The sequence below is a fragment of the Micromonospora sp. NBRC 110038 genome (assembly GCF_020884815.1).
GTDB lineage: Bacteria > Actinomycetota > Actinomycetes > Mycobacteriales > Micromonosporaceae > Micromonospora > Micromonospora haikouensis.
On sequence record NZ_BBOL01000005.1, the window covers coordinates 403458 to 426740 of the forward strand.

Genomic DNA, 23283 nt, shown 5'->3' on the forward strand with positions numbered 1-23283 from the left:
TGGGAAGGCGAGGGTGGAGGCGGCTCAGAGATGGGTCACCCAGCGCGGGTTGGCCTGGACCCAGCCGGGCATCCGGGCGCCCCGGACCGCGTCGAAGAGGGCGCCGCCCCCGCCGTCGAGCACGACGTACGAGATGCCGTCGATGGTCTGCGGGTGGGACGGCACCTGGACGCCCGTCAGCGCGTCCGGGGGGAGGTCCCGGAGGGTGAGCAGCAGGTCCTCCAGGGGCACCCCGTTGGTGTCGACGGTCAGCGACGCGCCGACCGCCCGGATGAGCCGGTCGAGCCGCACCGGGTCGCGACGCAGGTTCGTCTCGCCGGCCCGGTCCAGCATCGCCCGCAGGAGCTGCTGCTGGTGGCGCTGCCGGTCGTAGTCGCCGCCGGGCAGGTCGTAGCGCTGGCGGACGTAGTCCAGCGCCCGCGCGCCGTCCATCTGCTGGCAGCCGGGGCTGAACAGGGTCCCCGTGTGGATCGAGCGGACCTCGGTGTCGACGCACATGCGTACGCCGCCGAGGAGGTCGATCACCTGCCGCAGCCCGGCGAAGTCGATCAGGGCGGCCCCGTCGAAGCGCAGCCCGGTGAGCCGGGTGAGGGTGGCCGAGAGGAGTTGGACGCCGGCCTCGCCGCCGCCACCGTGCTCGTACGCCGCGTTGAGCTTGTCGCTGCCGCCCCCGTAGCCGTTTCCCCCGGGCGGGATGCTGACCAACAGGTCGCGGGGGAACGAGACCAGATAGGCGCTCTTCGTGTCGGCCGGCACGTGCACGACCAGGATGGTGTCGGAGCGCTGGTCGTCGCCGGCCGCGCCGGGCCGCCGGTCCGAGCCGACGAGAAGGTAGTTGAGCGCCCCGTCGAGGTCCGTCCGGTCGCGCCGGGCATCCGCGTCGAGCAGGTCCTCCCGGGTCACCGTGCGCTCGTACCGGTGGCCGAGGGCCCGGAGCCCGACCACCGCGCCGGCGGCCAGCAGCGCCAGGGCGAGGCCGGCCCCGAGCAGGATTCGGCTCCAGCGGGGTACGCCTCGACGGGCCGGTCCCCGCCGTCCCCGTCCGGTTTCCCCCGACCTGGCCGTGACGCCCCCCGTCGCCGCACGTGAATGGTTCTCACGTCAGGCTACGGGGGGCGTCGGGTCCGGCGGAGGGTTTCCCCTGATCAGGGTGCTACTTGCGGGTCGACAGCACGCTCGGGTTGGCGTAGACGAACTCGGCGAGCTTGTCGTTCTTGATCGCCTGGAACATCTCCATGGTCTGCGGGCTCAGCGACTCCTTCGTCCCGCTGGCGTTCGCGTGGAACGTGCCGCCGTTGGTCCGCAGCGTGGTCAGGTCGTTGCCGGTGACCCCGCGCATCGTATAGATGAAGTCGATGATCGGCACGCCGCCGGTGTCCAGGACGAACGCCTTGCCGGCCGCCTTGATCAGCCCGTTGAGCTTCACCGGGTTGGTCAGCGTGCCGTTCTCGGTCGCCTTCTTCGCCATCGCCTTGATCAGCTGCTGCTGGTTCTGCTGGCGGTCGTAGTCGCTGTTCGGCAGGCCGTAGCGCTGCCGGGCGTAGTCGAGGGCGGCCCAGCCCTTCATGTCCCGGCAGCCCTTCTTGTGCACAACCGGGGTCATCGGCTTGCCGGTCTTCTTCGCGTCGGCGTTCCACATCGGCTTGCCGTCGACGTACGACATGTGGTGCGACTTCACCTCGTGGCTCACGCAGATCCGCACGGTGCCGAGGGCGTCGATGACGCCCTTGAAGCCGCCGAAGTTGATGATGGCCGCGCCGTCGAAGCTGATCCCCGTCATCTTCTTGATCGTCTGGGCCATCAGCTGCGCGCCGCCCTCCCAGCCGCCGCCGTTGCGGGCGCCCGCCTGGAACGCTGCATTGATCTTGTCGGTGCCGCCGCCGTAGCCGCTCTTCTTGAACGCCGGGATCTGCGCCTCGGTGTCGCGCGGAATGGAGATCAGGTACGCCTGGTCGTGCGAGGCGGGGATGTGCAGCACGATGATGGTGTCGGCCCGGACGTCGTCGGCGGCCCAGCGCTCGCGGGCGTCCACGCCCAGCAGCAGCATGTCGATCGGGCCGTCCAGGCTCGCCCCGCCCTCGGCGTCGGACTTGCCGGCGTCGCCGAGCAGGTTGCGCTGCGCGATGTTGCCGGTGGCCTGGCTGATGAACGCCTTGCTGCCGACGATGGCGATCCCGCTGGTCATCATGAGGATCGCGCCGAAGACGACGGTGAGGCGGGCCCACAGCGGGTCCTTGCGGCGCTTCTTGCGCTTACGGGCGGGGACGTCGGCGGGGGGTCGGCCGCCGCTGCGGGGTTGCGACGGGATGGCCGACGGAACCCGTGCGACCGCGCCGACGGGCTCCTGCGACGGAGGGCGACGGCTGGTATGAACCGGCATGCGTGCTCCAGCTCGCGTGATCGGGGGGCGGGACCACTGTACGTACCGCTTCCCGTCAAGGCGAGTTCGTCCCCCGGCTATTCGCAGTTATCTTGGTAGTTGCCTGCGGAATTCACCCGTTCGGTCAACAGAAATCAGCCGGTCGGCGGTAAGGCCCCCGGTGGAACGGGGTCCGGCCGCCGACCGGCGCTGATGTGTGTCGAAGTAACGACCACCCGAATCCGTCTCCGTTACCGGAAACTCGTCACCCCGAGCTGCCCTCCGGCGGGTTGGCCTTCACCCACTCGGCCATCTTGTCCGCCGTCATCGCCTGGTACATGGCCAGCGCCTTCTCCCGGTCCGAGACCACCACCGACTCGCCGTTGATCGTGTCGCTTCCCGAGTTCGGGCTGGTGACGAAGATCAGGTTCTCCCCGCGCAGGCTGCGGAACTGCAGCGCCATGTCGACCAGCGAGAAGCCCTGGTCCACGGTCACCGCGTCCGTCACCGACTGGAGGAACGCGTTGAGCTTCTTCGGGTTGGTCAGCGTGCCCGTGCTGGCCGCCTTGTCCATCAGGGCCTTGAGGAACTCCTGCTGGTGGCGCATCCGCGCGAAGTCGCCGTCGGGGAACTGCTTGCGCTGCCGGATCCAGTCCAGCGCCTCCGCGCCGTTCATGTGCATGGTGCCCTTGGTGAACTTGCGGAACGGCTTGTGGATCGAGGTGATCGACCGCTCCACCTTCAGGTCCACCCCGCCGAGCGCGTCGGTGACCTGCTTGAACCCGGCGAAGTCGATCGCCATCACGTTGTCGATGCGGACGTCGGTGAAGCACTCCACCGTCTTGACGGCCAGCGGCAGGCCGCCGAACGCGAACGCGGCGTTGATCTTCGCCCGCTGCCCCGAGGCGCAGTCCGCCTGGGCGTTCTCCGGGATCGGCACGTACAGGTCGCGGGGGATGGAGACCAGGTAGGCGGACTTGTGGTCGGCCGGGATGTGCATGACGATGATCGTGTCGGCCCGCCACTGGCTCTGCTGGTCCACCGGGGCGTCCGGGTCCCGCGAGTCGCTGCCGACCAGCAGGATGTTCAGCGCACCGTCCACCGCCTTCGGCGGTCGGCCGCCGGTCAGCTCCGAGAACGGGTCGGTGCGGGCCAGGTCCTGGTTGAGGTTGCGGGTGTAGAACCACGCCCCGGCCCCGCCGAGTAGCGCGAGGACGAGCACCGCCACGCCGGCCACCAGGCCGATCCGGCCCCACCTCGGGCGCGGCCCGCCTCCACCGGCCCGCCGGGGAGCGCCCGGTCCCCCGGGCCCGCCGGGGCCGTCCGACCCGCCGAAGCCGCCGCCCCGGGGCCGGTCGTCGTGGGTGGGATACCACTGGGCCCCGGGCACGCGGGCGCGCCCCGAGCCGCCCTGGCCGGGGCCGGGCACCGGGGCACGCCCCGCGCTGCGACGCAGGTGGGGGAACGGAACGCCGGCGGAAGCGGTCGCTGACATGTACCCGAGGGTACGTAGCCCCGTCGAGTGTCGCCCTCAATCGCAGGTCGGCCGGCGGGCCGCGGCGCGCCGACCGGCTACCCTAGCCGCTCGCGGAAGTGCTCGATCGTGCGTCGGAGGCCGTCTTCGGGCGCCACCGCCGGCTCGTATCCGAGCAGTTCACGGGCGAGGGTCAGGTCGGGGCGGCGCATCTCCGGGTCGTCGGCCGCCCGGGTGACGTACGTCACCTCGGAAGTGCTGCCGGAGAGTGACACGATCAACTCGGCCAGTTGCCGCATGGTCAGCTCGTGCTCGGTGCCGCAGTTGACCGGGCCGGTCTCCGTCGAGTCGAGCAGCAGCAGGATGCCGCGCACCAGGTCCTCGACGTAGCAGATCGACCGGGTCTGGTTGCCGGTGCCGTGCACGGTGATCGGCTCGCCGCGCAGCGCCTGCGAGATGAACGTCGGGATCGCCCGGCCGTCGTCCGGCCGCATCCGTGGGCCGTACGTGTTGAAGATCCGCACGATCGCGGCGTCCAGCCCCCGGTACCGGTGGTAGGCCATCGTGGCCGCCTCCGAGAACCGCTTCGCCTCGTCGTAGACGCTGCGCACGCCGATCGGGTTGACGTTGCCCCAGTACGTCTCGCGCTGCGGGTGCTCCTTCGGGTCCCCGTACGCCTCGGAGGTGGAGGCCATCAGGAACCGGGCGCCGTCGGCGACCGCGCGGTCCAGCAGGTGCAGGGTCGCCACCGACCCGACCCGGAGGATCTCCACCGGCAGGGTGGCGAAGTCGGTGGGGCTGGCCGGGGAGGCCATGTGCATGATCGCGTCGAACCGCTCGGCCAGCGCCGGGTGGTGGGTCGGCAGCCCGTCGGAGATGTCCGCCTCGACCAGCGTGAAGTTCGGCTTGTCGTGCAGGTGGGCCACGTTGTCCTTGGAACCGGTGACGAAATTGTCCAGCGCCACCACCGTGCAGCCGCGGGCGACGAGTGTGTCGACCAGGTGCGACGGCACGAAGCCGGCGCCGCCGGTGACGAGGACGCGGTGACCGGGACCGAAGCGCGGGGCAACCTTCATGCCGACCAGCCTATACAGGCACGAGATGGAAGGAAGGGCCCCCTGTTAACGCGAAACGTTGTACAGGGGGCCCTTCTTAACCAGCTCGGCCGGTGCGGGGCCGAGCGGGATCGGCACGCACCCGGGCCGGTGCGTACCGGCCTCAGTGCGCGCCGGCGCCGGTGAGGGAACGCACCTCCAGTTCGGCGTACTTCTCCTCGTCGCTCTCCTTGGAGATCATCGTGCCGATCCACCCGCACAGGAATCCGAACGGGATGGAGAGGATGCCCGGGTTGGACAGCGGGAACCAGTGCCAGTCGTGGTCCGGGAACATCGACGTCGGCGCCCCGGAGACCACCGGCGAGAAGAACACCAGCAGCACGGCGGCGAGCAGTCCGCCGTAGATCGCCCAGACCGCGCCGGAGGTGTTGAACCGCTTCCAGAACAGGCTGTAGAGGATCGCCGGCAGGTTTCCGGAGGCGGCCACCGCGAACGCGAGCGCCACCAGGAAGGCCACGTTCAGGCTCTGCGCGTAGATCGACAGGGCGATCGAGACCGCGCCGATGACCAGCGCCGAGACCCGGGCCACCCGGACCTCCTGGCGTTCCGACGCCTGCCCGTTCTTGATGACGTTGGCGTAGAAGTCGTGCGCCAGGCTGGACGACGAGGCGAGGGTGAGCCCGGCGACCACCGCCAGGATGGTGGCGAAGGCCACCGCCGCGATGATCGCCAGCATGGTCGCGCCGCCGAGGTCGCCGCCGAGGAAGTCGATGCCCAGCTTCTCGGCGAGCTGCGGCGCGGCCGTGTTGCCGGCCTTGTCCTGGGCGGTGATCGCCGGGCCGCCCACCAGGGCCGCCGCGCCGAAGCCGAGCGCCAGGGTGAGCAGGTAGAACGAGCCGATGATGCCGATCGCCCAGAGCACGCTCTTGCGGGCCGCCTTGGCGGTCGGCACGGTGTAGAAGCGGATCAGGATGTGCGGCAGGCCCGCCGTGCCGAGCACCAGCGCGATGCCGAGCGAGAGCAGGTCGACCTTGTTGTAGAAGGTCTGCGTCGCGTTCCCGGCCACCTCGACGCCGTACCGCAGGCCGGGTTCGAGGAAGGCGCTGCCCTTGCCCGAGGAGGCGGCGGCGTCGCCGAGCAGCGACGACAGGTTGAACTTGTACTTCGCCAGCACCAGCAGGGTCATCACCAGCGCGCCGGTCATCAGCAGGAACGCCTTGACGATCTGGACGTACGTGGTGCCCTTCATGCCGCCCACGGTGACGTAGATGATCATCAGGGCGCCGACCATGATGATCGTGGCGACCTTCGCGGTGTCGGCGTCCATGCCGAGGAACGTGGTGCCCGGCTTGATGCCCAGCAGCAGTGCCACCAGCGCGCCCGCGCCGACCATCTGGGCCAGCAGATAGAAGATCGACACGGTGATGGTGGAGACCGCCGCCGCCGTGCGGACCGGCCGCTGGCGCATCCGGAACGCCAGCACGTCCGCCATCGTGTACCGGCCCGAGTTGCGCAGCAGTTCGGCGACGAGCAGCAGCGCCACCAGCCAGGCGACCAGGAAGCCGATCGAGTAGAGGAAGCCGTCGTAGCCGTAGAGGGCGATGATGCCGGCGATGCCGAGGAACGACGCGGCCGACATGTAGTCGCCGCCGATCGCCATGCCGTTCTGGAAGCCGGAGAAGGACCGGCCGCCCGCGTAGAAGTCGGTGGCGGTCTTGGTCTGCCGGCTGGCCCAGATGGTGATGGCCAGGGTCACCGCCACGAACACCAGGAACAGCGTGATGGTCAGGTTGCGGGCGGTGCCGCTGCCCGCCTCAGCCGCGAGGACCGTGTTCATGGGTCACCTCCCCCATCTCGGCGCGGATGCGGTCGGCGATCGGGTCGATCTTCCGGTCGGCGAACCGGGAGTAGAGCCAGGCGATCAGGAACGTCGAGACGAACTGGAGCAGGCCGAAGATCAGGGCGACGTTGATGTTGCTGCCGAACAGTCTCGTGCCCATGAAGTCCCGCGCGTACGCGGAGAGGATCACGTAGAGCGCGTACCAGAGGAAGAACGCGACGGTCATCGGGAAGATGAAGCCGCGCAGAGCGCGACGTAACCCGGCGAACTCGTCCGAACGCTGTACGGCGAGGTACCGGTCCGCCGTGGACGCGGCCGGGCCCGCCGTCTCCGGCTCGGCCGGTGCGTCCGGCGGGGGTGTGTCCGTGGACATCTGTGGATCACCACCTTCACAGGCGTAGGGGGTTTCGCGCACGGTAGGAACCGCGCGCCCCGCCCGGGAAGACGTGGATCGACGAGGGTCTCCACCTGCGCCGAGCGGTCGCCTGCCTGCGCCGAGTGACCCAGGTCACTCCGGTGACCGGTGGTGGCTGGTCAGGTCAGCTCGTGGTAACGACCCCGGTAGTGCAGCAGCGGGTCGCCCTCCCGCGTCAGGTCGATGCACTCGATGGTGGCCTCGACGAGCAGCGCCCAGCCGTACTCGCGGGCGGTGTCGAGTCGGCACCCGGCCCAGCCGGCGGCGTCGGCGGGGACCGGGCCGTATTCGGTCTCGGTCCAGGCGCCGGTGGCGAAGAGGCCGCCCGGCGACGGGAACAGCCCGGCGAACCGGTCGGCGAGCTGCCGGTGCGGCGGACCCAGCGGCGCGACGGCGAACCGCCCCGCCGCCTCGACCGCCGCCCACAGGTCCGACTCCGCGTCGATCAGGCCCAGCAGCCGGTCCGGCTCCCCCTCGGCGACCAGCGTGGAGGACACCGTCAGGCCGGCGGGGCCCGGCGCGGTCCACAGCGTGACCGGCGCGGCGAGCCGACCCCGCAGCCGCCGGGCCGGGGAGCGCTGTCCCGCTGGTACGGCGAACGGGTCGACGTGGTGGATCTCGGCACCCGGCTCTGGATTCACGTGAAACATTGTGACCCCACCCGGCCCCCGCCGGCCGCCGGTCGGACCCTTCCGCCGGGCCCGCGCTCAGGCCCGCCCGCCGCCGCACCGCGACGGTCGCAGCCCTTCCGCCCTCTCCGGCACCGCAACCCCCGTGCGCCCCCTTTGCTCTGCACCCGGATACGCATCGCTCACCGAGCGCAACCGATGGCCGCATGCCTCGGCTCCGTCGGCCCCGCACCCTCGCAGCTCAGGAGGGTGCTGCGCGGATGGGTGCAGAGCAAAGGGGAGGTGAGGGCGTGGAGGGTCGGGAGCGGGTGACCACGGAGAGCAACGAGACACGGTGACCCGGCGGCGCGGCGCGGGGCCGCGCGGTCACTCGTCGGAGCGCAGGGCGTGGCGGGCGGCGGCCAGCACCTCCGGGTCGGTGCAGCCGGCGGCGTACCCGGCGATCCGGCGGCGGATGTCCCGGCCGAGCAGCCAGCTCCCGACCCGGTGCGCGACGGGGCGCAGGAACGCCGGCCGGCAGCGGAAGTGGTACCGCCAGGTGGCGACCGACGTGCCGGGCTCCGGGCCGGGGGCGAACCGCCACCCGCCCGCGAACATCTCGAAGAACCACGGGCCCCGGACCATCTTCATCCCGACGTGGCTCGGCGGCGCGAAGGAGACGTACTCGCTGACCATCGTCAGGCCGTGCCGGGAACGGGTGAAGGTGCGCACGCCCTTGCCCGGGCGCGTCGCCCCGTCGGTGAAGTGCTGCTCGCGGACGAACGGGTCCCAGCGGTACCGGGTCGGCGCGACGGTCTGCGACACCGCGAAGGCCAGTTCGGGCGGCACCGGCACGGTGATCACCGACTCGACGACAGGCATCGCCCCATTGTGCCGGCGTGCGTGCGGGGGGCTCCTATCGTGCCGGGCATGAGTCCCGTGACGCCGCAGCAGCTCGCCCAGACCCGCGTCGTGGCCGCCGACGCCGTGCTCCGCAACGAGGTGGACTTCCGGGGCTATCCCCACCGGCACCTCGCCATCGCCGCCCGCCCGCGACTCAGCAGCAGCGGCGTCACCCAGCTCCTGGAGGCCGTCGAATACCTCACCCCCTACGGGTGGGAACTGGTCAACGTCAGCTCCTCCAGCAACAGCGGCCTGTTCTACGCGTTCCTGCGCCGCCGCTGAACCGCGTTCAGCGGCGCGGGGTCACGGCCGTCAGCAGCTCGGGGGCCCGCCGGTCCAGCACGTCACCGGCCAGGTACGCGCCGAGCAGCGCTGCGCCCAGCCCGTACGCCAGCCCCAGGGGCGGGGCCAGCCAGAGCCAGGCGTCGCCGAGCAGCGCCGCGGCGACCACCATCGGCACGCTCGCCACCGCCGTGCCCAGCATCGACAGCAGAGTGAGGAAGCTCTTCGCGACCCCGGCCCCGCTGTTCATCGCGAACGGGTTGCTCGTCTCCGGCAGCGAGTACGCCCCCAGCACCGAGACGAAGGCGCTGATCGCCAGCCCCGCACCGTACGTGGCGAGGAGGCTGCCCGCCATCACGCCCAGCCACGCCGGCCGACCCAGCAGCGCCCCCAGGACCACCGTGACGACGGCGAGCATCGGCAGGACGTACACCGAGAAGGCGGCCATCCGGGCCCGCAGCTCCAGCGGGCCGGGGACCCCGGCGACCACGTTCGCCGCGTACGCGCTGCCGTCGAAGCCGAACTGGTTGGCCAGGGTCACCGAGGCGAGCAGGCCGACGAAGACCATCGAGATGCTGACCAGCACCGGGGACGAGTCGGGGGCGGCGAACTCCATGCCCTCCCCGGTGGAGAAGCTCGCCCCGCCGAAGTTGACCATCACCGGCACGAAGATGCCGACCACGGCGATCGTGATCAGGTTGGCCCGCCGCCGGGCGTCCCGCCACCAGTAGCGGCACTCCCGGGCCACCAGCGCGCCGAACCGGTCCCGCCGCGCCCAGCCGACCGCCTTCGGAAAGAGCTGCCCGACCGCGCCGGAAACGGCCCCCGCCGCGCCGCCGCGCGCCCTGATCCGGCCGTGGCTGGCCGCCCCGACCATGGCCGACTCCAGCGACCGGGACCACCACCACAGCAGCGCGCCGATCGTGAGCGCGGTGATCAGCAGCTTCACCGGCACGGCCCAGGCCCGCCCCTCGGCCACGTCGATGCCGACCGTCCACGGCGCGCCGAACGGGGTCCAGCCGACCACCCGGGCCACCCCGGTCAGCCGGTCCCAGTCGGCCTGCTGCACGGCGGCCAGCACCGCGATCTGCAACGGGCCGAGCAGCGCGGCGAGCACCGCCAGCAGCACGGCCGCCAGGTCGCGTACCCGACGGGAGCGCAACATGGTCGCGAACGCGCTGGTCATCGCCCGGCTGGCCGCGACGCAGAGCAGCAGCCCGGCGACCACCCCGACGGCCGCGACGAGCGCCGCCGCCGCGCCGCCGAGCAGGCCCGAGGTGAGCACCAGCCCGCCGGTCGCGATCAGCGCCGCCACCGCCGGCACGCTGACCAGCGCGGCGGCGAACAGCCCGGTGACCAGGGTGCGCCGGGACAGCGGCAGCAGGGCGAACCGGGCCGGGTCGAGCGTCTCGTCCACCCCGAAGAAGACCAGCGGCAGCAGCAGCCAGCCGAGCACCAGCAGGCCGCCGCCGAACGCGGCGGCCATCAGCGCGTACGTCGGCTCGTCGGCCAGCCCGGGGGCGGCCAGCAGGAAGAAACCGGTGGCGGCGAACCAGAGCCCGGCGATCATCCCGCCCACGAACATGGCGATGCGCCAGCCCTGGCCCCGGAAGTTGTTGCCCATCACCCGCAGCTTCAGCCGGACGAAGTGCCGGGCCGAGACGGGGCGGACCCGCTCGGCCGGCTGGCCGCCCGGCCCGGTCACCGCCATGGTCGCGCCCCGCTGGCCCGCGCTGGTCACCGGGACAGCCACGCCAGCTCCTCGCCCGTCGCTGTGCGCCCGCCGACCACCTCGACGAACACGTCCTCCAGCGAGCGGTCGCCGCGCACCTCGTCGAGCGTGCCGACCCGCTTGATCGTCCCCTCGGCGAGGATCGCGACGTGCGAGCAGAGCCGCTCGACGACCTCCATGACGTGGCTGGAGAAGATGACCGTCCCGCCGCCGACGACGTACCGGTGCAGGATGTCCCGGATCAGGGCCGCCGACACCGGGTCGACCGCCTCGAAGGGCTCGTCGAGCACCAGCAGCCGGGGCCCGTGCAGCAGCGCGCAGGCCAGGCCGATCTTCTTCTTCATGCCCGCCGAGTAGTCCACGACCAGCGTCCGGCCGGCGTCGCCGAGGGCGAGCACGTCGAGCAGCTCCGCCGCGCGCTGGTCGACCACCGTCGGGTCCATGCCGCGCAACAGACCGTGGTACGCCAGCAGCTCCGCCCCGCTGAGCCGGTCGAACAGCCGTACGCCGTCGGGCATCACGCCGAGGAGCTGCTTCGCCCCGACCGGGTCGGTCCACACGTCGTGCCCGAGCACCCAGGCGCCCCCCGCGTCAGGGCGCAGCAGCCCGACCGCCATGGACAGGGTGGTGGTCTTGCCGGCCCCGTTCGGGCCGAGCAGCCCGTAGAACGAACCGGCCGGCACGTCGAGGTCGACGCCGGCCACCGCCACCTTGCCGTCGAACCGCTTGGCGAGGCCACGCAGCACGAGCGCGGGGTGCTCATCAGTCATGTACCGACCGTATCCGGCGCTGGCCAGCGACCGCTCCCGCCCAGGGACGACCTGCGCCTCCTCCCCGAGGGTGAGAAGGGAACCCCTCCCTACCGGATGCGTCAAGAAGGGGCCCTTCCTTCGGCGCGGAGCGCCTCGGGGGAGTGCAGGCGCAGCATGGTGCCGGCCACGTCGGCCGGCAGCCGCCGCCGGGACGCCACCGACACCGCGATCATCACCGTGAACGCGAGCGGCACCGTCCACGCCGCCGGCTGCGCGGTGAGCGTGGCCGGCCAGCCGGACAGCGGCGGGCCGAGCACCGTGACCAGCACCGCCCCGATCGCCGCCCCGCCGCCGGCCAGCACCCCGGCGGCGGCCCCCACGTCGGTCAGCCCCCGCCACCAGATGCCGAGCACCAGCAGCGGGCAGAAGCTCGACGCGGCGACGGCGAAGGCCAGCCCGACCACCTGGGAGACGTCCAGCCCCGACACGTTCAGCGCGAGTGCCGCCGGCACCCCGCCCGCGATGACCGTGGCCAGCCGGAAGCCGCGCACCGAGCCGCGCCCCAGCACGTCCGTGGAGATCACCCCGGCGACGCTGGTGAGCAGCCCGGACGACGTCGACAGGAACGCGGCGAACGCCCCGGCGGCGACGAGCGCGGCGAGCAGCCGGCCGGTCAGGCCGTCGCCGAGCGCCGCGCCGGGCAGCAGCACCACCACCGCGTCGGTCTGCCCGGTCACCAGCAACTGCGGGGTGTAGATGCGGCCCAGCACCCCGTAGAGGGTGGGCAGCAGGTAGAACACGCCGACCAGGGCCAGCACCACCAGCGTGGTGCGCCGGGCCGCCGCCCCGTCGGGGTTGGTGTAGAACCGCACCAGCACGTGCGGCAGCCCCATGGTGCCCAGGAACGTGGCCAGGATCAGCGAGTACGTGGCGAACAGCCCCCGGTCGTCGTCCCCGGCGGCGCTGGGCAGCAGCCAGTCCGCGGCGTCGGTGGCCGTGCCGGAGACCTGCGGCACCGGGTCGCCGGCGGCGAAGTCGAGCCGGTCGCCGGGGCGTACCTCGCGGATGTCGCCGTCGGGGAGGGTGAGGGTCGCGCGGTGCTCGACCACGACGGTGGTCGCGGTCCGGAACGTCGGCCCGTCGGGCGGGGTCACCGCCGGGCGGGCGTCGGCCTGCCACTGCAACACCAGGAAGATCGCGGGTACGGCGAGCGCGGTCAGCTTCAGCCAGTACTGGAACGCCTGGACGAAGGTGATGGCCCGCATCCCGCCCAGCGCCACGTTCGCGGTGACCACCACCGCCACCACGAGCGCACCGACCGGGTACGCCGCCCCGGTCAGCGTGGCGAGGGTCAGCCCGGCCCCCTGGAGCTGCGGCACGAGGTACAGCCAGCCGATGAAGATCACGAACGCGGTGGCGAGCGTACGCAGCCGCCGCGACCCGAGCCGCACCTCGCAGAAGTCCGGCAGGGTGAACGCCCCGGAGCGGCGCAACGGCGCGGCCACGAACAGCAGCAGGGCCAGGTAGCCGGCGGCGAAGCCGACGGGGTACCAGAGCACGTCCACGCCGTACTTGAGGATCAGCCCAGCCACGCCCAGGAAGCTCGCCGCCGACAGGTACTCCCCGCCGATCGCGGCGGCGTTCCAGGTCGGGCTGACCGAGCGGGAGGCGACCAGGAAGTCGGAGGTGGTCCGGGCCAGCCGCAGCCCGTAGAAGCCGATCCCGACCGTGACCAGGGTGACCGCGACGATCGCGGGGACGACGTACCCGTTGCCCATCTCAGCGCTCCGGCCGCTGGACCAGGTCGGTGAAGTCCTGCTCGTTGCGCTCGGCGAGCCACACGTACGCCCAGCCGACGGCGATGAGGAACGGGAAGGAAACCAGCCCCAGCAGCAGCCAGGGCAGGTTGATCCCGAACACGGTGACCCGCCCCACGGAAGGCGCGATGGCGAACAGCCAGGGCAGGCCGCCCAGGCCGATCAGCACCACCAGGCTCAGCCGCAGCGCCAGGGCGAGCTGGGCCCGCACCAGGCCCCGGACCAGCGCCTCGCCGACCCGGGTCTGCTGGGCCAGCTCGGCGCGGGCCCGGTCGGCGTCGGGTTCGCGGCGGGACACCTCGGCCAGCACGATCCGGGTCCGGCCGGGCGCGGTCGGCGCTGCGCCTGTCGCCTGGCCCGGGGTGCCGCCCGGCGTCTCGTCCCGGGCCGGTGCCCGGGGTGCCGGTGCGGGGTCGTCGGGTGCGGCCACCCCGGCAGTCTGGCCCGATCGGTGGGAATGTCAAGACCGGTGTGGCCGCTGGGCGTATCGCCCCGGCTCACCGGTTCCCGCAGTCGACGGCCGGCGCGCCGATCGGTCCCGCCGCGAGCAGGTCGCGGGCGGTCGCCCGACCCAGGTTGGCCGTCCAGGCACCGTCGGCCGGCAACGTGCCGGCGAGGTCCCGCAGCGCGCAGGAGCGCAGCGGCTCGGGCAGCCGGGCCAGCGCCGGCACCGCGTCGGCCGACAGCCCCGACAGGTACGACACGTCGATCCGGCCGGTCTGCCGGTGCCGGTCGACGTTGCGTTCGGCGATCAGCCGGTCCGGGTTCACCGCGGCCAGCCCGAGCAGGGCGAGCACCGCCGTGCCCACCACCAGCACGGGCAGCCGGCCCGCCCGCAGCAGCAGCACGGCCACCCCGACCAGCACGAACAGGGCCCCGAGCCACAGCTCGACGGCGGCCACCACCAGGCGCAGCCGGGTCGCCCCGTACGCGTCGGCGTAGACCTGCATCCGATACAGCGCCGAGGCGACGACGACCAGGCTGAGCGCGGTGAGCGTGCCGAGCAGGACCCGGACGAGGACCCGGTCGGCGCGGGTGGCGCGGGGCGCCCAGCGGGCCGCTCCGGCGATCACCAGCAGGGTCAGCGCGGAGACCGCGAGCAGCTGCCAGAACCCGCCGCGGGCGTACTGGGCGTAGCTGAGGCCGGCGGTGCGCAGCACGTGCGCGGAGCCGCCGAACAGCACGGCGAGCTGCACCAGCACGAACGCGGCGAACAGCGCGTCGAGCAGGGCCAGCGGCACGGCCCACTCCAGCCGGCGCACGGACCGGGCCGGGGCGGCCCGCAGCCTGTCCAGGTCGGCCGGCGCGACCACCAGGTACGCCGCGCCGAGCAGCCCGCCACCGACCAGGGCGACGCGGAACAGCCAACCGACCGCCCCGCCGACGCCGACCTCGGGCAGCGCGCCGGTGAGCAGGTCCGCGAAGACCGCGTCGGCGGAGGCGAGCAGCAGGCCGAAGACGAGCAGCAGTCCCACCGAGGCGGCGCCGGTGGCGAGCGCGCGCCGCAGCGTCGAGGCGGCCGGGCCGATGCGGCGTGCACCCCGTACCGCCCAGGGCAGCGCCCGGAACGGGGCGGCCGGGGTCAGCGCGACGGCGGCCAGCATGCCGAGCGGCGTCCGGGCGCCCACCACGGCGAGCGCTCCGGTGACCACGGCGGCGAGCAGGCAGAGCGCGAAGAGCCAGCCGGCGGCCCGGACGTACCCGACCGAGACGAGGGCGATCGTCGCGGCGGCCCAGACCAGCCGGGCGGCCCGCCCCGGCGCCCCCGTGGCGTCGGGACGGGCCACCCCCGCTGCGACCCCGCCGGCCGGGGCGGGCGTGGCGCGGGCCGCCGTCACCAGGGCGGCCGTGGCGACGAGCGTGGCGAGCGGCCAACCGAGGCCGGGGCGGTCGAGCGGGACGACCGTCGCCGCGACGACGGCGGCACCGGCCACCGCGCCGAGTACGACAGGGCGAGCACCGTCTGTCGCCCGCGACGCCTTCAGATCTTGGTACGAATGCGCCCTCATGGGGGCCGTTTCGTACCAAGATCTCCCGGCGGGTTGGGGTGCAACAGGCATGGTGACTCCTCGGTCGGGCCGGGAAGGGACAAGTCGGGCCGGGAAGGGAGAAGAGAGGAAGCGACCGGGTCAGAGCGGGGCGGTGGCCGGGAGGGTGACCCGGATGCGGCAGCCCGGGGGTGCGCCGGGCGACTCCGGGTGCGGATCGAGGACGGCGATCGTGCCGCCGTGCAGCTCCACCACCCAGCGCGCGATGGCCAGCCCCAGGCCGGTGCCGCCGCCGGGTGACCGGTCGCCCCGGGTGAACCGCTCGAACACCCGGGACCGCTCCTCGACCGGGATGCCGTCGCCCTCGTCGGCCACCTCGAAGTGCAGCCGGCCGTCGCGTTCCGCCGCGCTGACCAGCACCGTCCCGCCGGGCGGGCTGTGCCGGGCGGCGTTGTCCAGGAGGTTTGCGAAGACCTGGTGGAGCCGCCCCGGGTCGGCGTACCCGGTCAGCGGGGCCGTCGGCGGGTGGAGCCGGAACCGGACGTCGCGCCCGACCCCGGCGGACGTCGCCGCCGCGTGCTCCACCGCCTCGCCGAGGAAGTCGACCAGGTCGATCCGCACCCGGCGCAGCGGCACCACCCCGGCGTCCAACCGGGACAGGTCCAGCAGGTCCGCGACGAGGTGGCCGAGCCGCTCCGTCTGGGCCAGCGCGGTCCGCAGCGCGGCCGGCTCGGTGGGCGCGACCCCGTCGACCAGGTTCTCCAGCACCGCCCGCAGCGCGGTGATCGGGGTACGCAGCTCGTGCGAGACGTTCGCGATCAGCTCCCGCCGACGCTGATCGGCGGCGGCGAGGTCGGCGGCCATCTTGTTGAACGCGTGGGCCAGCTCGCCCACCTCGTCGCGCGAGGTGGCGCGCACCCGCCGGGAGTAGTCGCCCCGGGCCATCGCCCCCGCCGCCGCGGTCATCTCGCGCAGCGGGGAGGTCATCCCGTGCGCCAGCACCTGCGACGTGAGCAGGGCCAGGCCGATCGCGGTCAGCGAGGTCATCGGCGGCAGCCAGCCGATGGCCCACCAGAAGTAGCCCATTCCGGCGGCACCCGACGCGACCAGCAGCAGGCCGAGCTTCACCTTGATCGAGCGGACCGGGTCGAGCGGGCGGGGCAGCACCTTGTTGAGCCAGGTCACCAGGCGGTCGGTCACGGCTGGACCTCCAGCGCGTACCCGACGCCGTGCACGGTGCGGATCAGGTCCGCGCCGAGCTTGCGCCGTAGGGCCTTGACGTGGCTGTCCACGGTGCGGGTGCCGGAGCCCTCGGCCCAGCCCCAGACGTCGGCGAGCAGCCGCTCCCGGGGCAGCACCGTGCGCGGTCGGCCGGCCAGGTGCACCAGCAGGTCGAACTCGGTGGGCGTCAGGTGCACCTCGACGCCGGCCCGCGACACCCGACGCTCAGCCTGGTTGATCTCCACGTCGCCGACCGTGAGCGCGGCGGGCGCAACAGCCGCCGCCCGCTCGACCCGGCGCAGCAGCACGTGCACCCGGGCGGCCAGCTCGCGCAGCGAGAACGGCTTGGTGAGGTAGTCGTCCGCGCCGACGGCCAACCCGACCAGCAGGTCGGTCTCGTCGTCGCGGGCGGTGAGCATGAGGACCGGAACCGGCCGGTGGGCGCGGACCGCCGCCGTGGCGTCGGGCGGCCCGGCCTGGATCCGCCGGCACACCTCCAGGCCGTCGAAGCCGGGCAGCATCACGTCGAGTACGACGAGGTCGGGCTGCCACGCCCGGAACCGGGCGACCGCCGTGGGGCCGTCCCCGGCGGTCTCCACCGTGAATCCCTCGGCCCGCAGCCGGGCGGCGACCGACTCGGCGATCGTCCGCTCGTCCTCGACCACCAGGATCCTGCGTTCCCTCATGGCAGCTGACTGTAGGCAGCGGCTGTGGAGATCGGTGGGGAGCGTTGTGAACAACCTGTGGAGAACTCTCCACACCTGTGGATAACCCGGTGGATAACCCGTGGACGAGCGCTGTGGACAACCTGGCCGACCAGACTGCGTCAGCGGTTCCAGTCCTGCTTGGCGGCGCGGACCAGCTTGTCCTTCAGCTCCCGGGTGTGCCGGCGGCTCACCGGCAGCTCCGTCGAGTCGATCACCACGACGTACCCGGAGTTGACCAGCCGCAGCTCGGCGATGAGCTTGAGCTGCACCAGGTACGACCGGTGGATGCGGACGAACCCGGCGTCGGCCCAGCGCTCGGCGAGGGTGGCCAGCGACACCCGCACCAGGTGCGAGCCGTCGGCGGTGTGCAGCCGGGCGTAGTCGCCCTGCGCCTCCACCCAGCGCACCGCCGAACGGGGCAGCATCCGCGTCGTCCCGGCCAGCTCGATCGGGATCGTCGGGTCCTCCTCGGCGCGGGCCAGCGCCGCCGGGTGCGTGGCGACCACCCGGGAGCCGATGACCCGGCGCAGCGACTCGGCCAGCCGCTCCGCCCGCACCGGCTTGCGCACGTAGTCCGTCGCGCCCAGGTCGAACGCGTCCACCGCCCCGTCGTCGTACGCGGTGACGAAGACGATCGCCGGGGGGCGGGCGAACCGGCGCAGCACCCGGGCCAGCTCCATCCCGTCGAGGCCGGGCATCCGGATGTCGAGGAACACCACGTCCACGTCGGCGTCGCGGAGCACCCGCAGCGCTTCGGTGGCGTCGCCCGCCGTGTGCAGCCGGGCCACCCGGGGGTCGGCCCGCAGGTGGTACGCCAGCTCGTCCAGCGCCGGCGGCTCGTCGTCGACGGCGAGCACCCGCAGGAAGCCGGGGCTGGTCACGAGGCGACCCGCACACCGGGGTGGAACTTCGGCACCCGCATGCTCACCTTCGTGCCCGAACCGAGGCCCGTCTCGACGACCAGGCCGAACCGGTCCCCGAAGGCCGAGCGGAGCCGCTCGTCGACGTTCGACAGGCCGACGTGCTGGCCCGGGTCGTCGGTGGGGTCGCTGCCGGCCCCGGCCAGCTCGGCGATGCCGGCGGTCAGTGTCGTCGGGTCCATGCCCACTCCGTCGTCCTCCACCGTGATGTGGCACTCGGCACCCGCGTCGCGGGCCTCGATGCTCACCATGCCGGGGCCGGGCTTGCGGGACAACCCGTGCCGGACGGCGTTCTCCACCAACGGCTGGAGGCAGAGGAACGGCAGGGTCACCGGCAGCACCTCCGGGGCGATCTGCAGCCGCACCTGCAGCCGGTCACCGAACCGGGCCCGCTCGATGGTCAGATAGCGGTCGATCGAGCGCAGCTCCTCCGCGAGGGTGGTGAACTCGCCGTGCGCCCGGAAGGAGTAGCGGGTGAACTCGGCGAACTCCAGGATCAGCTCCCGGGCCCGTTCCGGGTCGGTGCGCACGAAGGAGCCGATGGCGGTCAGCGCGTTGTAGATGAAGTGCGGGCTGATCTGGGCGCGCAGCGCGCGTACCTCGGCGCGGGCCAGCCGCTCCCGGGAGGCGTCCAGCTCGGCCAGGGCGAGCTGGTTGCCGGCCCAGTGCGCCGTCTCCAGGGTGGCCTGCACCAGCCCCGGGGCGGGCGGGCCGTCGGCGACGGCGATCAGCGCGCCGACCACCCGGCCGTCGGCGCGCAGCGGCGCGACCACCGCTCCCCGCACCGGGCAGTCGACCCGGTCGCAGTGCAGCTCCGCCTCCCCCAGCACCGTCGACCGCCCGCCGGAGGCCGCCCGCCGGGCCGCCGCGACGAGCTGGTCGGCGTGGTGCGTGCCGCGCCCGTCGAGGGCGAGCAGCGCGTCCCGGTCCGTCAGGGCCAGCCCGGCCGCGCCGACGAGGGCCCGCAGATGGCGTACGGCCTTCGCCGCGCCCGCCGCGCTCAGGCCCGTACGCAGCGGCTCGGCGGCCAGCCCGGCGGTGTGCAGCACCTCGTACGTGGCCCGCTGGGTGGCGGTGGCGATGCCCCGGCGGGCGCGCAGCCGGACCACCGCGTACAGGGCGGCGCCCAGCGCGGTGACCAGGGAGACGACGCCGAGCACGGCGGAGAGGTTGCCAGCCACCCCGCGATCCTGACGGCTGCCGTCGCCGCGCGCTAGTACGCGCCCTTGCGGGCCAGCACCACGCCCACCGTGCGCCACAGGATGCTCAGGTCGTACGCCAGCGACCAGTTGTCGACGTAGTAGAGGTCGAGCCGGACGGCCTCGTCCCAGGACAGGTCGGAGCGGCCGGAGACCTGCCACAGCCCCGTCATGCCGGGCCGCACCAGCAGCCGGCGGCGCACGTCGCCGAGGAAGTCACCGTCGTCGGCGGGCAGCGGACGCGGCCCCACCAGCGACATCTCGCCCCACAGCACGTTGATCAACTGGGGCAGCTCGTCGAGCGAGGAGGCCCGCAGGAAGCGGCCCACCGGGAAGACCCGAGGGTCGTGCTTCATCTTGAACAGCATGCCGTCGGTCTCGTTCTGGTCGACCAGGCCGGCGAGGCGGTCCTCGGCGTCGACGTACATGGTGCGGAACTTCCACACCCGGAACGTGCGGCCCTCGTGGCCGACGCGGGGCTGGCGGAAGAAGACCGGGCCGGGGTCGGAGAGCCGGATCGCCACCCCGATCGCCAGGAACACCGGCACGAGCAGGAGCAGGCCGAGGCCGGCGGCGACCCGGTCCATCAGGTTCTTGGCCAGCAGCGCCGGGCCCGACAGGGTCGGCTCCTCGACGTGCAGCAGCGGCAGCCCTTCGATGGGGCGGATGTGCACCCGGGGGCCGGCGATGTCGGTGAGCTGCGGGGCCACCACCAGGTCGACGCCGGAGCCCTCCAGCTGCCAGGCCAGCCGGCGCAGCTCGCCCGGCTCGGCGCTGGCGGAGCCGCAGACCGCGATCGTGTCGCCGCCGACCTCCCGCACCAGGGCGAGGACGTCGCGGCCCGCGTACACCGGGACGGGGGTCTGGATGCCCCGGGCCGCCGCGTAGCCGTCGGTGATGTGGATGGCCACGGGGACCAGCCCGGCGCTCGGGTTGCGGGTGACCGCGGTGTAGACCTCCAGGCACTCGGGAAGGGTGCCGACCAGCACCATCCGGTGCCCGGCCTGGCCGACCCGGCGGCGCACCGCGTGCAGGGTGAACCGGGCCAGGATGCGGCCCAGCAGGATCAGCACCAACGCCCCGAGCAGCGCGAAACCGACCGTGTAACGGGACAGGTCGGTCTTGGTGGCGAACGCGATGAACGAGACGGTGGCGGCCACCGCCACCCCGGCGCGGATCACCCGCTTGAACTCGTCCGGCCCGAGCCCCATGTAACGCCGGTCGTAGGCCCGGTTGCCCCAGAGGATGACCAGCCAGCCGAGCGGCAGCAGCAGGAACGCGACCGTGTAGAACCAGGTCGGGTCCTCCTGGGCGTTGTAGAAGCCGGCCCGGGCCTGCCCGAACGCCTCCTGCGCGGCCCAGTCGGCCAGCACCACGGCGAAGAAGTCGACCAGCAGCAGGGCGGCCGTGTAGGGGCGGTGCCAGCGGGAGACGCGCCGGCGGGCCCGCGCCCACGCCGACCGGGGGACACCGTTGTGGGACGGCGGTGTCGGCGGCTGGATCTCGAAGCTGTCGACGTGCCGCACGAGTTGGCTCCGGCCTGTGTTGGTTACCGGGCGCTGGAGGCTAGTCGTCACCTCACCCATGTCCTCCCGCATGACGCGCGCCGCTCACTCGCAGTGAGGGCCCGGGTCGCCCACCGTTCAGTTTCCCACGCGGGGCCCGCGCCGGACGTCGACCCGAGGGACTTCGCGCCCAGTGCGCCGCATGGGATCCGGCCGGCTCCACCTCAGGTGCGAAAAGCCGGGGACCGGGCCACTATACCGATGGATGACGGGCCGGGTAGAGGCGCGGACCGGGAGGATCGGCGCTCCGGAGGCGATTCCCCTCCGTAACCCCCGGGTGTCGTTACTCACCGTACGATTCGTGACAACCGTCGGTCAGCCAACGGCTTCCCGCCGGTCTGACAGGTCGGGCAATATTGCAGGCTCGAATCGGCGAAACTGACCTCCCGGACCGTGTCGCCGCAGACGGGGCACGGCAGGCCCGTCCGGGCGTGCACGGCCAGCCCCGAACGCTTCTCGCCCTTCAGCTCCGCCGCCCGGTGTCCCAGTGAGCGGGACACCGCGTCGCCCAGCACCCGCCGGGTCGCCTCGTGCAGGGCGGCGACCTGATCGTCGGTGAGCCGGTCGGTCAGCGCGAACGGCGACAACTTCGCCGCGTGCAGGATCTCGTCGGAGTACGCGTTGCCGACCCCGGCCAGCACCGACTGGTCCGTCAGCACCCCCTTGACCTGGCCCCGCCGGCTGCGGAGGCGCGCGGCGAACGTGGGCAGGTCGGCGGCCAGCGCGTCCGGGCCGAGCTTCGCCACCCCCGGCACCGCCGCCGGGTCGGCGACCAGGTAGGCGGCCAGCTTCTTCTGGGTGCCCGCCTCGGTCAGGTCGAAGCCGGAGCCGTCGTCGAGCCGCACCCGCAGGGCGATCGGCCCCTTGCCGGGGCGCAGCGGCGCGCCGGACGGGAACGACTCCCGGTAGTGCAGCCAGCCCGCCCGCGCCAGGTGCACCACCAGGTGCAGGTCGCCGTCGAAGACGACGTCGAGGAACTTGCCGTGCCGCCGCGCGTCGGTGACGGTGCGCCCCGACACGGCGGCGGGCGCCGGGTCGTACGTCTTCAGGGCGCTGATCGCGGCGACCTCGACCCGGTCGACGCGCCGGGACACGGCGCGCTCCCGCAGGTAGCCGGCGAGCGCTTCCACCTCGGGAAGTTCGGGCATGCTGCAACGGTAGCCTTCGTACCCGTGAGAATCGTGGTGGCGCACAACCGGTACCGGGAAGCCCAGCCGTCCGGCGAGAACACCATCGTCGACGCGGAGATCGCCCAGCTCCGCGCGGCCGGCGTGGAGGTGCTGCCGTTCCTGCGCAGCTCCGACGAGATCCCGAGCCTGCCGAAGACGGCGAAGGCGCTGCTGCCGATCTCCCCGATCTACGCCCCCCGCGCCCAGCAGGAGCTGAGCCGGCTGATCACCGAGCACCGGCCGGACGTGCTGCACCTGCACAACCCGTACCCCCTGCTCTCGCCCTGGGTGGTGCGGACCGCGCACAAGCACAACGTGCCGGTGGTGCAGACGGTGCACAACTACCGGCAGGTCTGCTCCTCCGGGCTCTACTTCCGCGACGGGGTGATCTGCCAGGACTGCCGGGGCAAGGCGCTGGGCGTGCCGGCGATCGTGCACCGGTGTTACCGGGGGTCGCGGGCGCAGAGCGCCCTGATGGCCACCACCCTGGCCGTGCACCGGGGCACCTGGCACTCGGTGGACCGGTTCATCGCCCTCACCAGCGCCGTGGGCGACCACCTGCGCGACTACGGGGTGCCGGCGGAGCGGATCGTGGTGAAGCCGAACGGCATCCCCGACCCGGGCACCCCCGCGCCGCTGGGCGACGGGTTCCTCTACATGGCGCGGCTCTCCCCCGAGAAGGGGCTGGGGCTGCTGCTGGACGCCTGGCGGCGGCACCCGGACGGCTCCCTCGGCCCGCTGCGCATCGCCGGGGACGGCGAGCTGCGCCACCTGGCGGAGGCCGCCGCCGCCGAACGCGCCGACGTCACCTATCTGGGGCCGCTGGACCGCGCCGGGGTGCGCGCCGCCATCGACGCCAGCGCGGTGATCATCGCCGCGTCCACCTGGCACGACGTGCTGCCCACGGTGATCATCGAGGCGCTGGCCAGCGGGCGGCCGGTGCTCGGCACCGCCCTCGGCGGCATCCCGTACCTCGTCGGCGCGGACGCCCCCCGCGAGCCCGCCGGCACCGGCCCGGCCGCTGTCGCCACGGCCGCCCCCGGGGTGGGCCGCGTCGCGCTGCCGCACGGGGTGAAGGAGGGCGAGACGGGCTGGGTGGTGGCCCCGGAGCCGGCCGCGATGGCCGCCGCGTTGCCGGTCGCCCGCGCGGGCGCGGCGGCGCTGGCCGCCCCGGCGCGGTTGCGCTACGAGCGCACGTTCCACCCCGACGTGGTCACCAAGCGCCTCATCGACGTGTACGCCTCACTGGCGCGCTGAGTCCTCCCGAGCCTTTCGGC

General features: G+C 73.2%; 20 protein-coding genes and 1 pseudogene. 2 read left to right on the forward strand and 19 right to left on the reverse strand.

Going from position 1 to position 23283, the window contains the following annotated elements:
* Positions 1 to 24: 24 nt before the first annotated feature.
* The 8 genes and pseudogenes from LPU61_RS20180 to LPU61_RS20215 form a co-directional block, all read right to left on the reverse strand.
* Positions 25 to 963: an LCP family protein gene (locus LPU61_RS20180; RefSeq protein WP_229405852.1), complete on the reverse strand. Its 939-nt coding sequence runs from the start codon at positions 961 to 963 to the stop codon at positions 25 to 27.
* A 190-nt stretch (positions 964 to 1153) separates the two neighbouring features.
* Entirely contained in the window at positions 1154 to 2380 is a 1227-nt protein-coding gene (locus tag LPU61_RS20185) for an LCP family protein (RefSeq protein ID WP_043960904.1), read from the reverse strand.
* A gap of 244 nt (positions 2381 to 2624) precedes the next feature.
* Positions 2625 to 3854, reverse strand: coding sequence for an LCP family protein (locus LPU61_RS20190; protein ID WP_043960903.1), 1230 nt, complete (start codon positions 3852 to 3854; stop codon positions 2625 to 2627).
* Between the two features lie 77 nt (positions 3855 to 3931).
* Positions 3932 to 4909 (reverse strand): NAD-dependent epimerase/dehydratase family protein, encoded by a 978-nt coding sequence (locus LPU61_RS20195; RefSeq protein ID WP_077935279.1) that lies wholly within the window; start codon positions 4907 to 4909, stop codon positions 3932 to 3934.
* A gap of 142 nt (positions 4910 to 5051) precedes the next feature.
* On the reverse strand, positions 5052 to 6725 hold the full coding sequence (locus tag LPU61_RS20200; protein ID WP_043960901.1) for a cation acetate symporter: 1674 nt from the start codon (positions 6723 to 6725) through the stop codon (positions 5052 to 5054).
* Complete coding sequence (locus tag LPU61_RS20205; protein ID WP_043960900.1) at positions 6703 to 7101, reverse strand: DUF485 domain-containing protein; 399 nt, start codon at positions 7099 to 7101, stop codon at positions 6703 to 6705. Before LPU61_RS20205 ends, LPU61_RS20200 begins: the two co-directional genes overlap by 23 nt.
* A gap of 161 nt (positions 7102 to 7262) precedes the next feature.
* Positions 7263 to 7805 (reverse strand): annotated as a pseudogene (locus LPU61_RS20210) (flavin reductase family protein); the annotation flags it as partial.
* Positions 7806 to 8138: 333 nt separating this feature from the next.
* On the reverse strand, positions 8139 to 8633 hold the full coding sequence (locus tag LPU61_RS20215; protein ID WP_229405733.1) for an SRPBCC family protein: 495 nt from the start codon (positions 8631 to 8633) through the stop codon (positions 8139 to 8141).
* Between the two features lie 48 nt (positions 8634 to 8681).
* On the opposite strand from LPU61_RS20215, the gene LPU61_RS20220 reads away from it, so the two are divergent.
* Positions 8682 to 8936 (forward strand): hypothetical protein, encoded by a 255-nt coding sequence (locus LPU61_RS20220; protein WP_229405734.1) that lies wholly within the window; start codon positions 8682 to 8684, stop codon positions 8934 to 8936.
* A gap of 7 nt (positions 8937 to 8943) precedes the next feature.
* On the opposite strand, the gene LPU61_RS20225 is transcribed toward LPU61_RS20220, so the two are convergent.
* The 11 genes from LPU61_RS20225 to LPU61_RS20275 all read right to left on the reverse strand — a co-directional run bounded on the left by LPU61_RS20225 (position 8944) and on the right by LPU61_RS20275 (position 21985).
* The gene (locus LPU61_RS20225) at positions 8944 to 10647 is read right to left on the reverse strand and encodes an ABC transporter permease (RefSeq protein ID WP_229405853.1); all 1704 of its coding nucleotides are present in this window, start codon (positions 10645 to 10647) and stop codon (positions 8944 to 8946) included.
* Between the two features lie 26 nt (positions 10648 to 10673).
* Entirely contained in the window at positions 10674 to 11438 is a 765-nt protein-coding gene (locus LPU61_RS20230) for an ABC transporter ATP-binding protein (protein WP_043960894.1), read from the reverse strand.
* A gap of 101 nt (positions 11439 to 11539) precedes the next feature.
* Positions 11540 to 13198 carry a cation acetate symporter gene (locus tag LPU61_RS20235; protein WP_043960893.1) on the reverse strand — a complete coding sequence of 553 codons (1659 nt, stop codon included), beginning with the start codon at positions 13196 to 13198 and terminating at the stop codon, positions 11540 to 11542.
* A gap of 1 nt (position 13199) precedes the next feature.
* Positions 13200 to 13550, reverse strand: a complete 351-nt coding sequence (locus tag LPU61_RS20240) for a hypothetical protein (protein ID WP_043963597.1) — start codon at positions 13548 to 13550, stop codon at positions 13200 to 13202.
* Between the two features lie 184 nt (positions 13551 to 13734).
* A complete protein-coding gene (locus tag LPU61_RS20245; RefSeq protein WP_229405735.1) occupies positions 13735 to 15171 on the reverse strand; it encodes a DUF4153 domain-containing protein in 1437 nt (478 codons plus the stop codon).
* A gap of 195 nt (positions 15172 to 15366) precedes the next feature.
* Positions 15367 to 16425, reverse strand: a complete 1059-nt coding sequence (locus LPU61_RS20250; protein ID WP_082106111.1) for a HAMP domain-containing sensor histidine kinase — start codon at positions 16423 to 16425, stop codon at positions 15367 to 15369.
* Positions 16422 to 17132 carry a response regulator transcription factor gene (locus LPU61_RS20255; protein WP_043960891.1) on the reverse strand — a complete coding sequence of 237 codons (711 nt, stop codon included), beginning with the start codon at positions 17130 to 17132 and terminating at the stop codon, positions 16422 to 16424. Before LPU61_RS20255 ends, LPU61_RS20250 begins: the two co-directional genes overlap by 4 nt.
* Positions 17133 to 17272: 140 nt before the next feature.
* On the reverse strand, positions 17273 to 18034 hold the full coding sequence (locus tag LPU61_RS20260) for a LytTR family DNA-binding domain-containing protein (RefSeq protein WP_043960890.1): 762 nt from the start codon (positions 18032 to 18034) through the stop codon (positions 17273 to 17275).
* Positions 18031 to 19254: a sensor histidine kinase gene (locus LPU61_RS20265; protein WP_043960889.1), complete on the reverse strand. Its 1224-nt coding sequence runs from the start codon at positions 19252 to 19254 to the stop codon at positions 18031 to 18033. The genes LPU61_RS20260 and LPU61_RS20265 overlap by 4 nt, the downstream gene beginning before the upstream one ends.
* Positions 19255 to 19286: 32 nt before the next feature.
* Positions 19287 to 20858, reverse strand: coding sequence for a sugar transferase (locus LPU61_RS20270; RefSeq protein ID WP_043960888.1), 1572 nt, complete (start codon positions 20856 to 20858; stop codon positions 19287 to 19289).
* Between the two features lie 266 nt (positions 20859 to 21124).
* Positions 21125 to 21985 carry an Fpg/Nei family DNA glycosylase gene (locus LPU61_RS20275; RefSeq protein ID WP_229405736.1) on the reverse strand — a complete coding sequence of 287 codons (861 nt, stop codon included), beginning with the start codon at positions 21983 to 21985 and terminating at the stop codon, positions 21125 to 21127.
* Positions 21986 to 22009: 24 nt separating this feature from the next.
* On the opposite strand from LPU61_RS20275, the gene LPU61_RS20280 reads away from it, so the two are divergent.
* Positions 22010 to 23263 carry a glycosyltransferase family 4 protein gene (locus LPU61_RS20280; protein ID WP_229405737.1) on the forward strand — a complete coding sequence of 418 codons (1254 nt, stop codon included), beginning with the start codon at positions 22010 to 22012 and terminating at the stop codon, positions 23261 to 23263.
* Positions 23264 to 23283 lie beyond the last annotated feature (20 nt).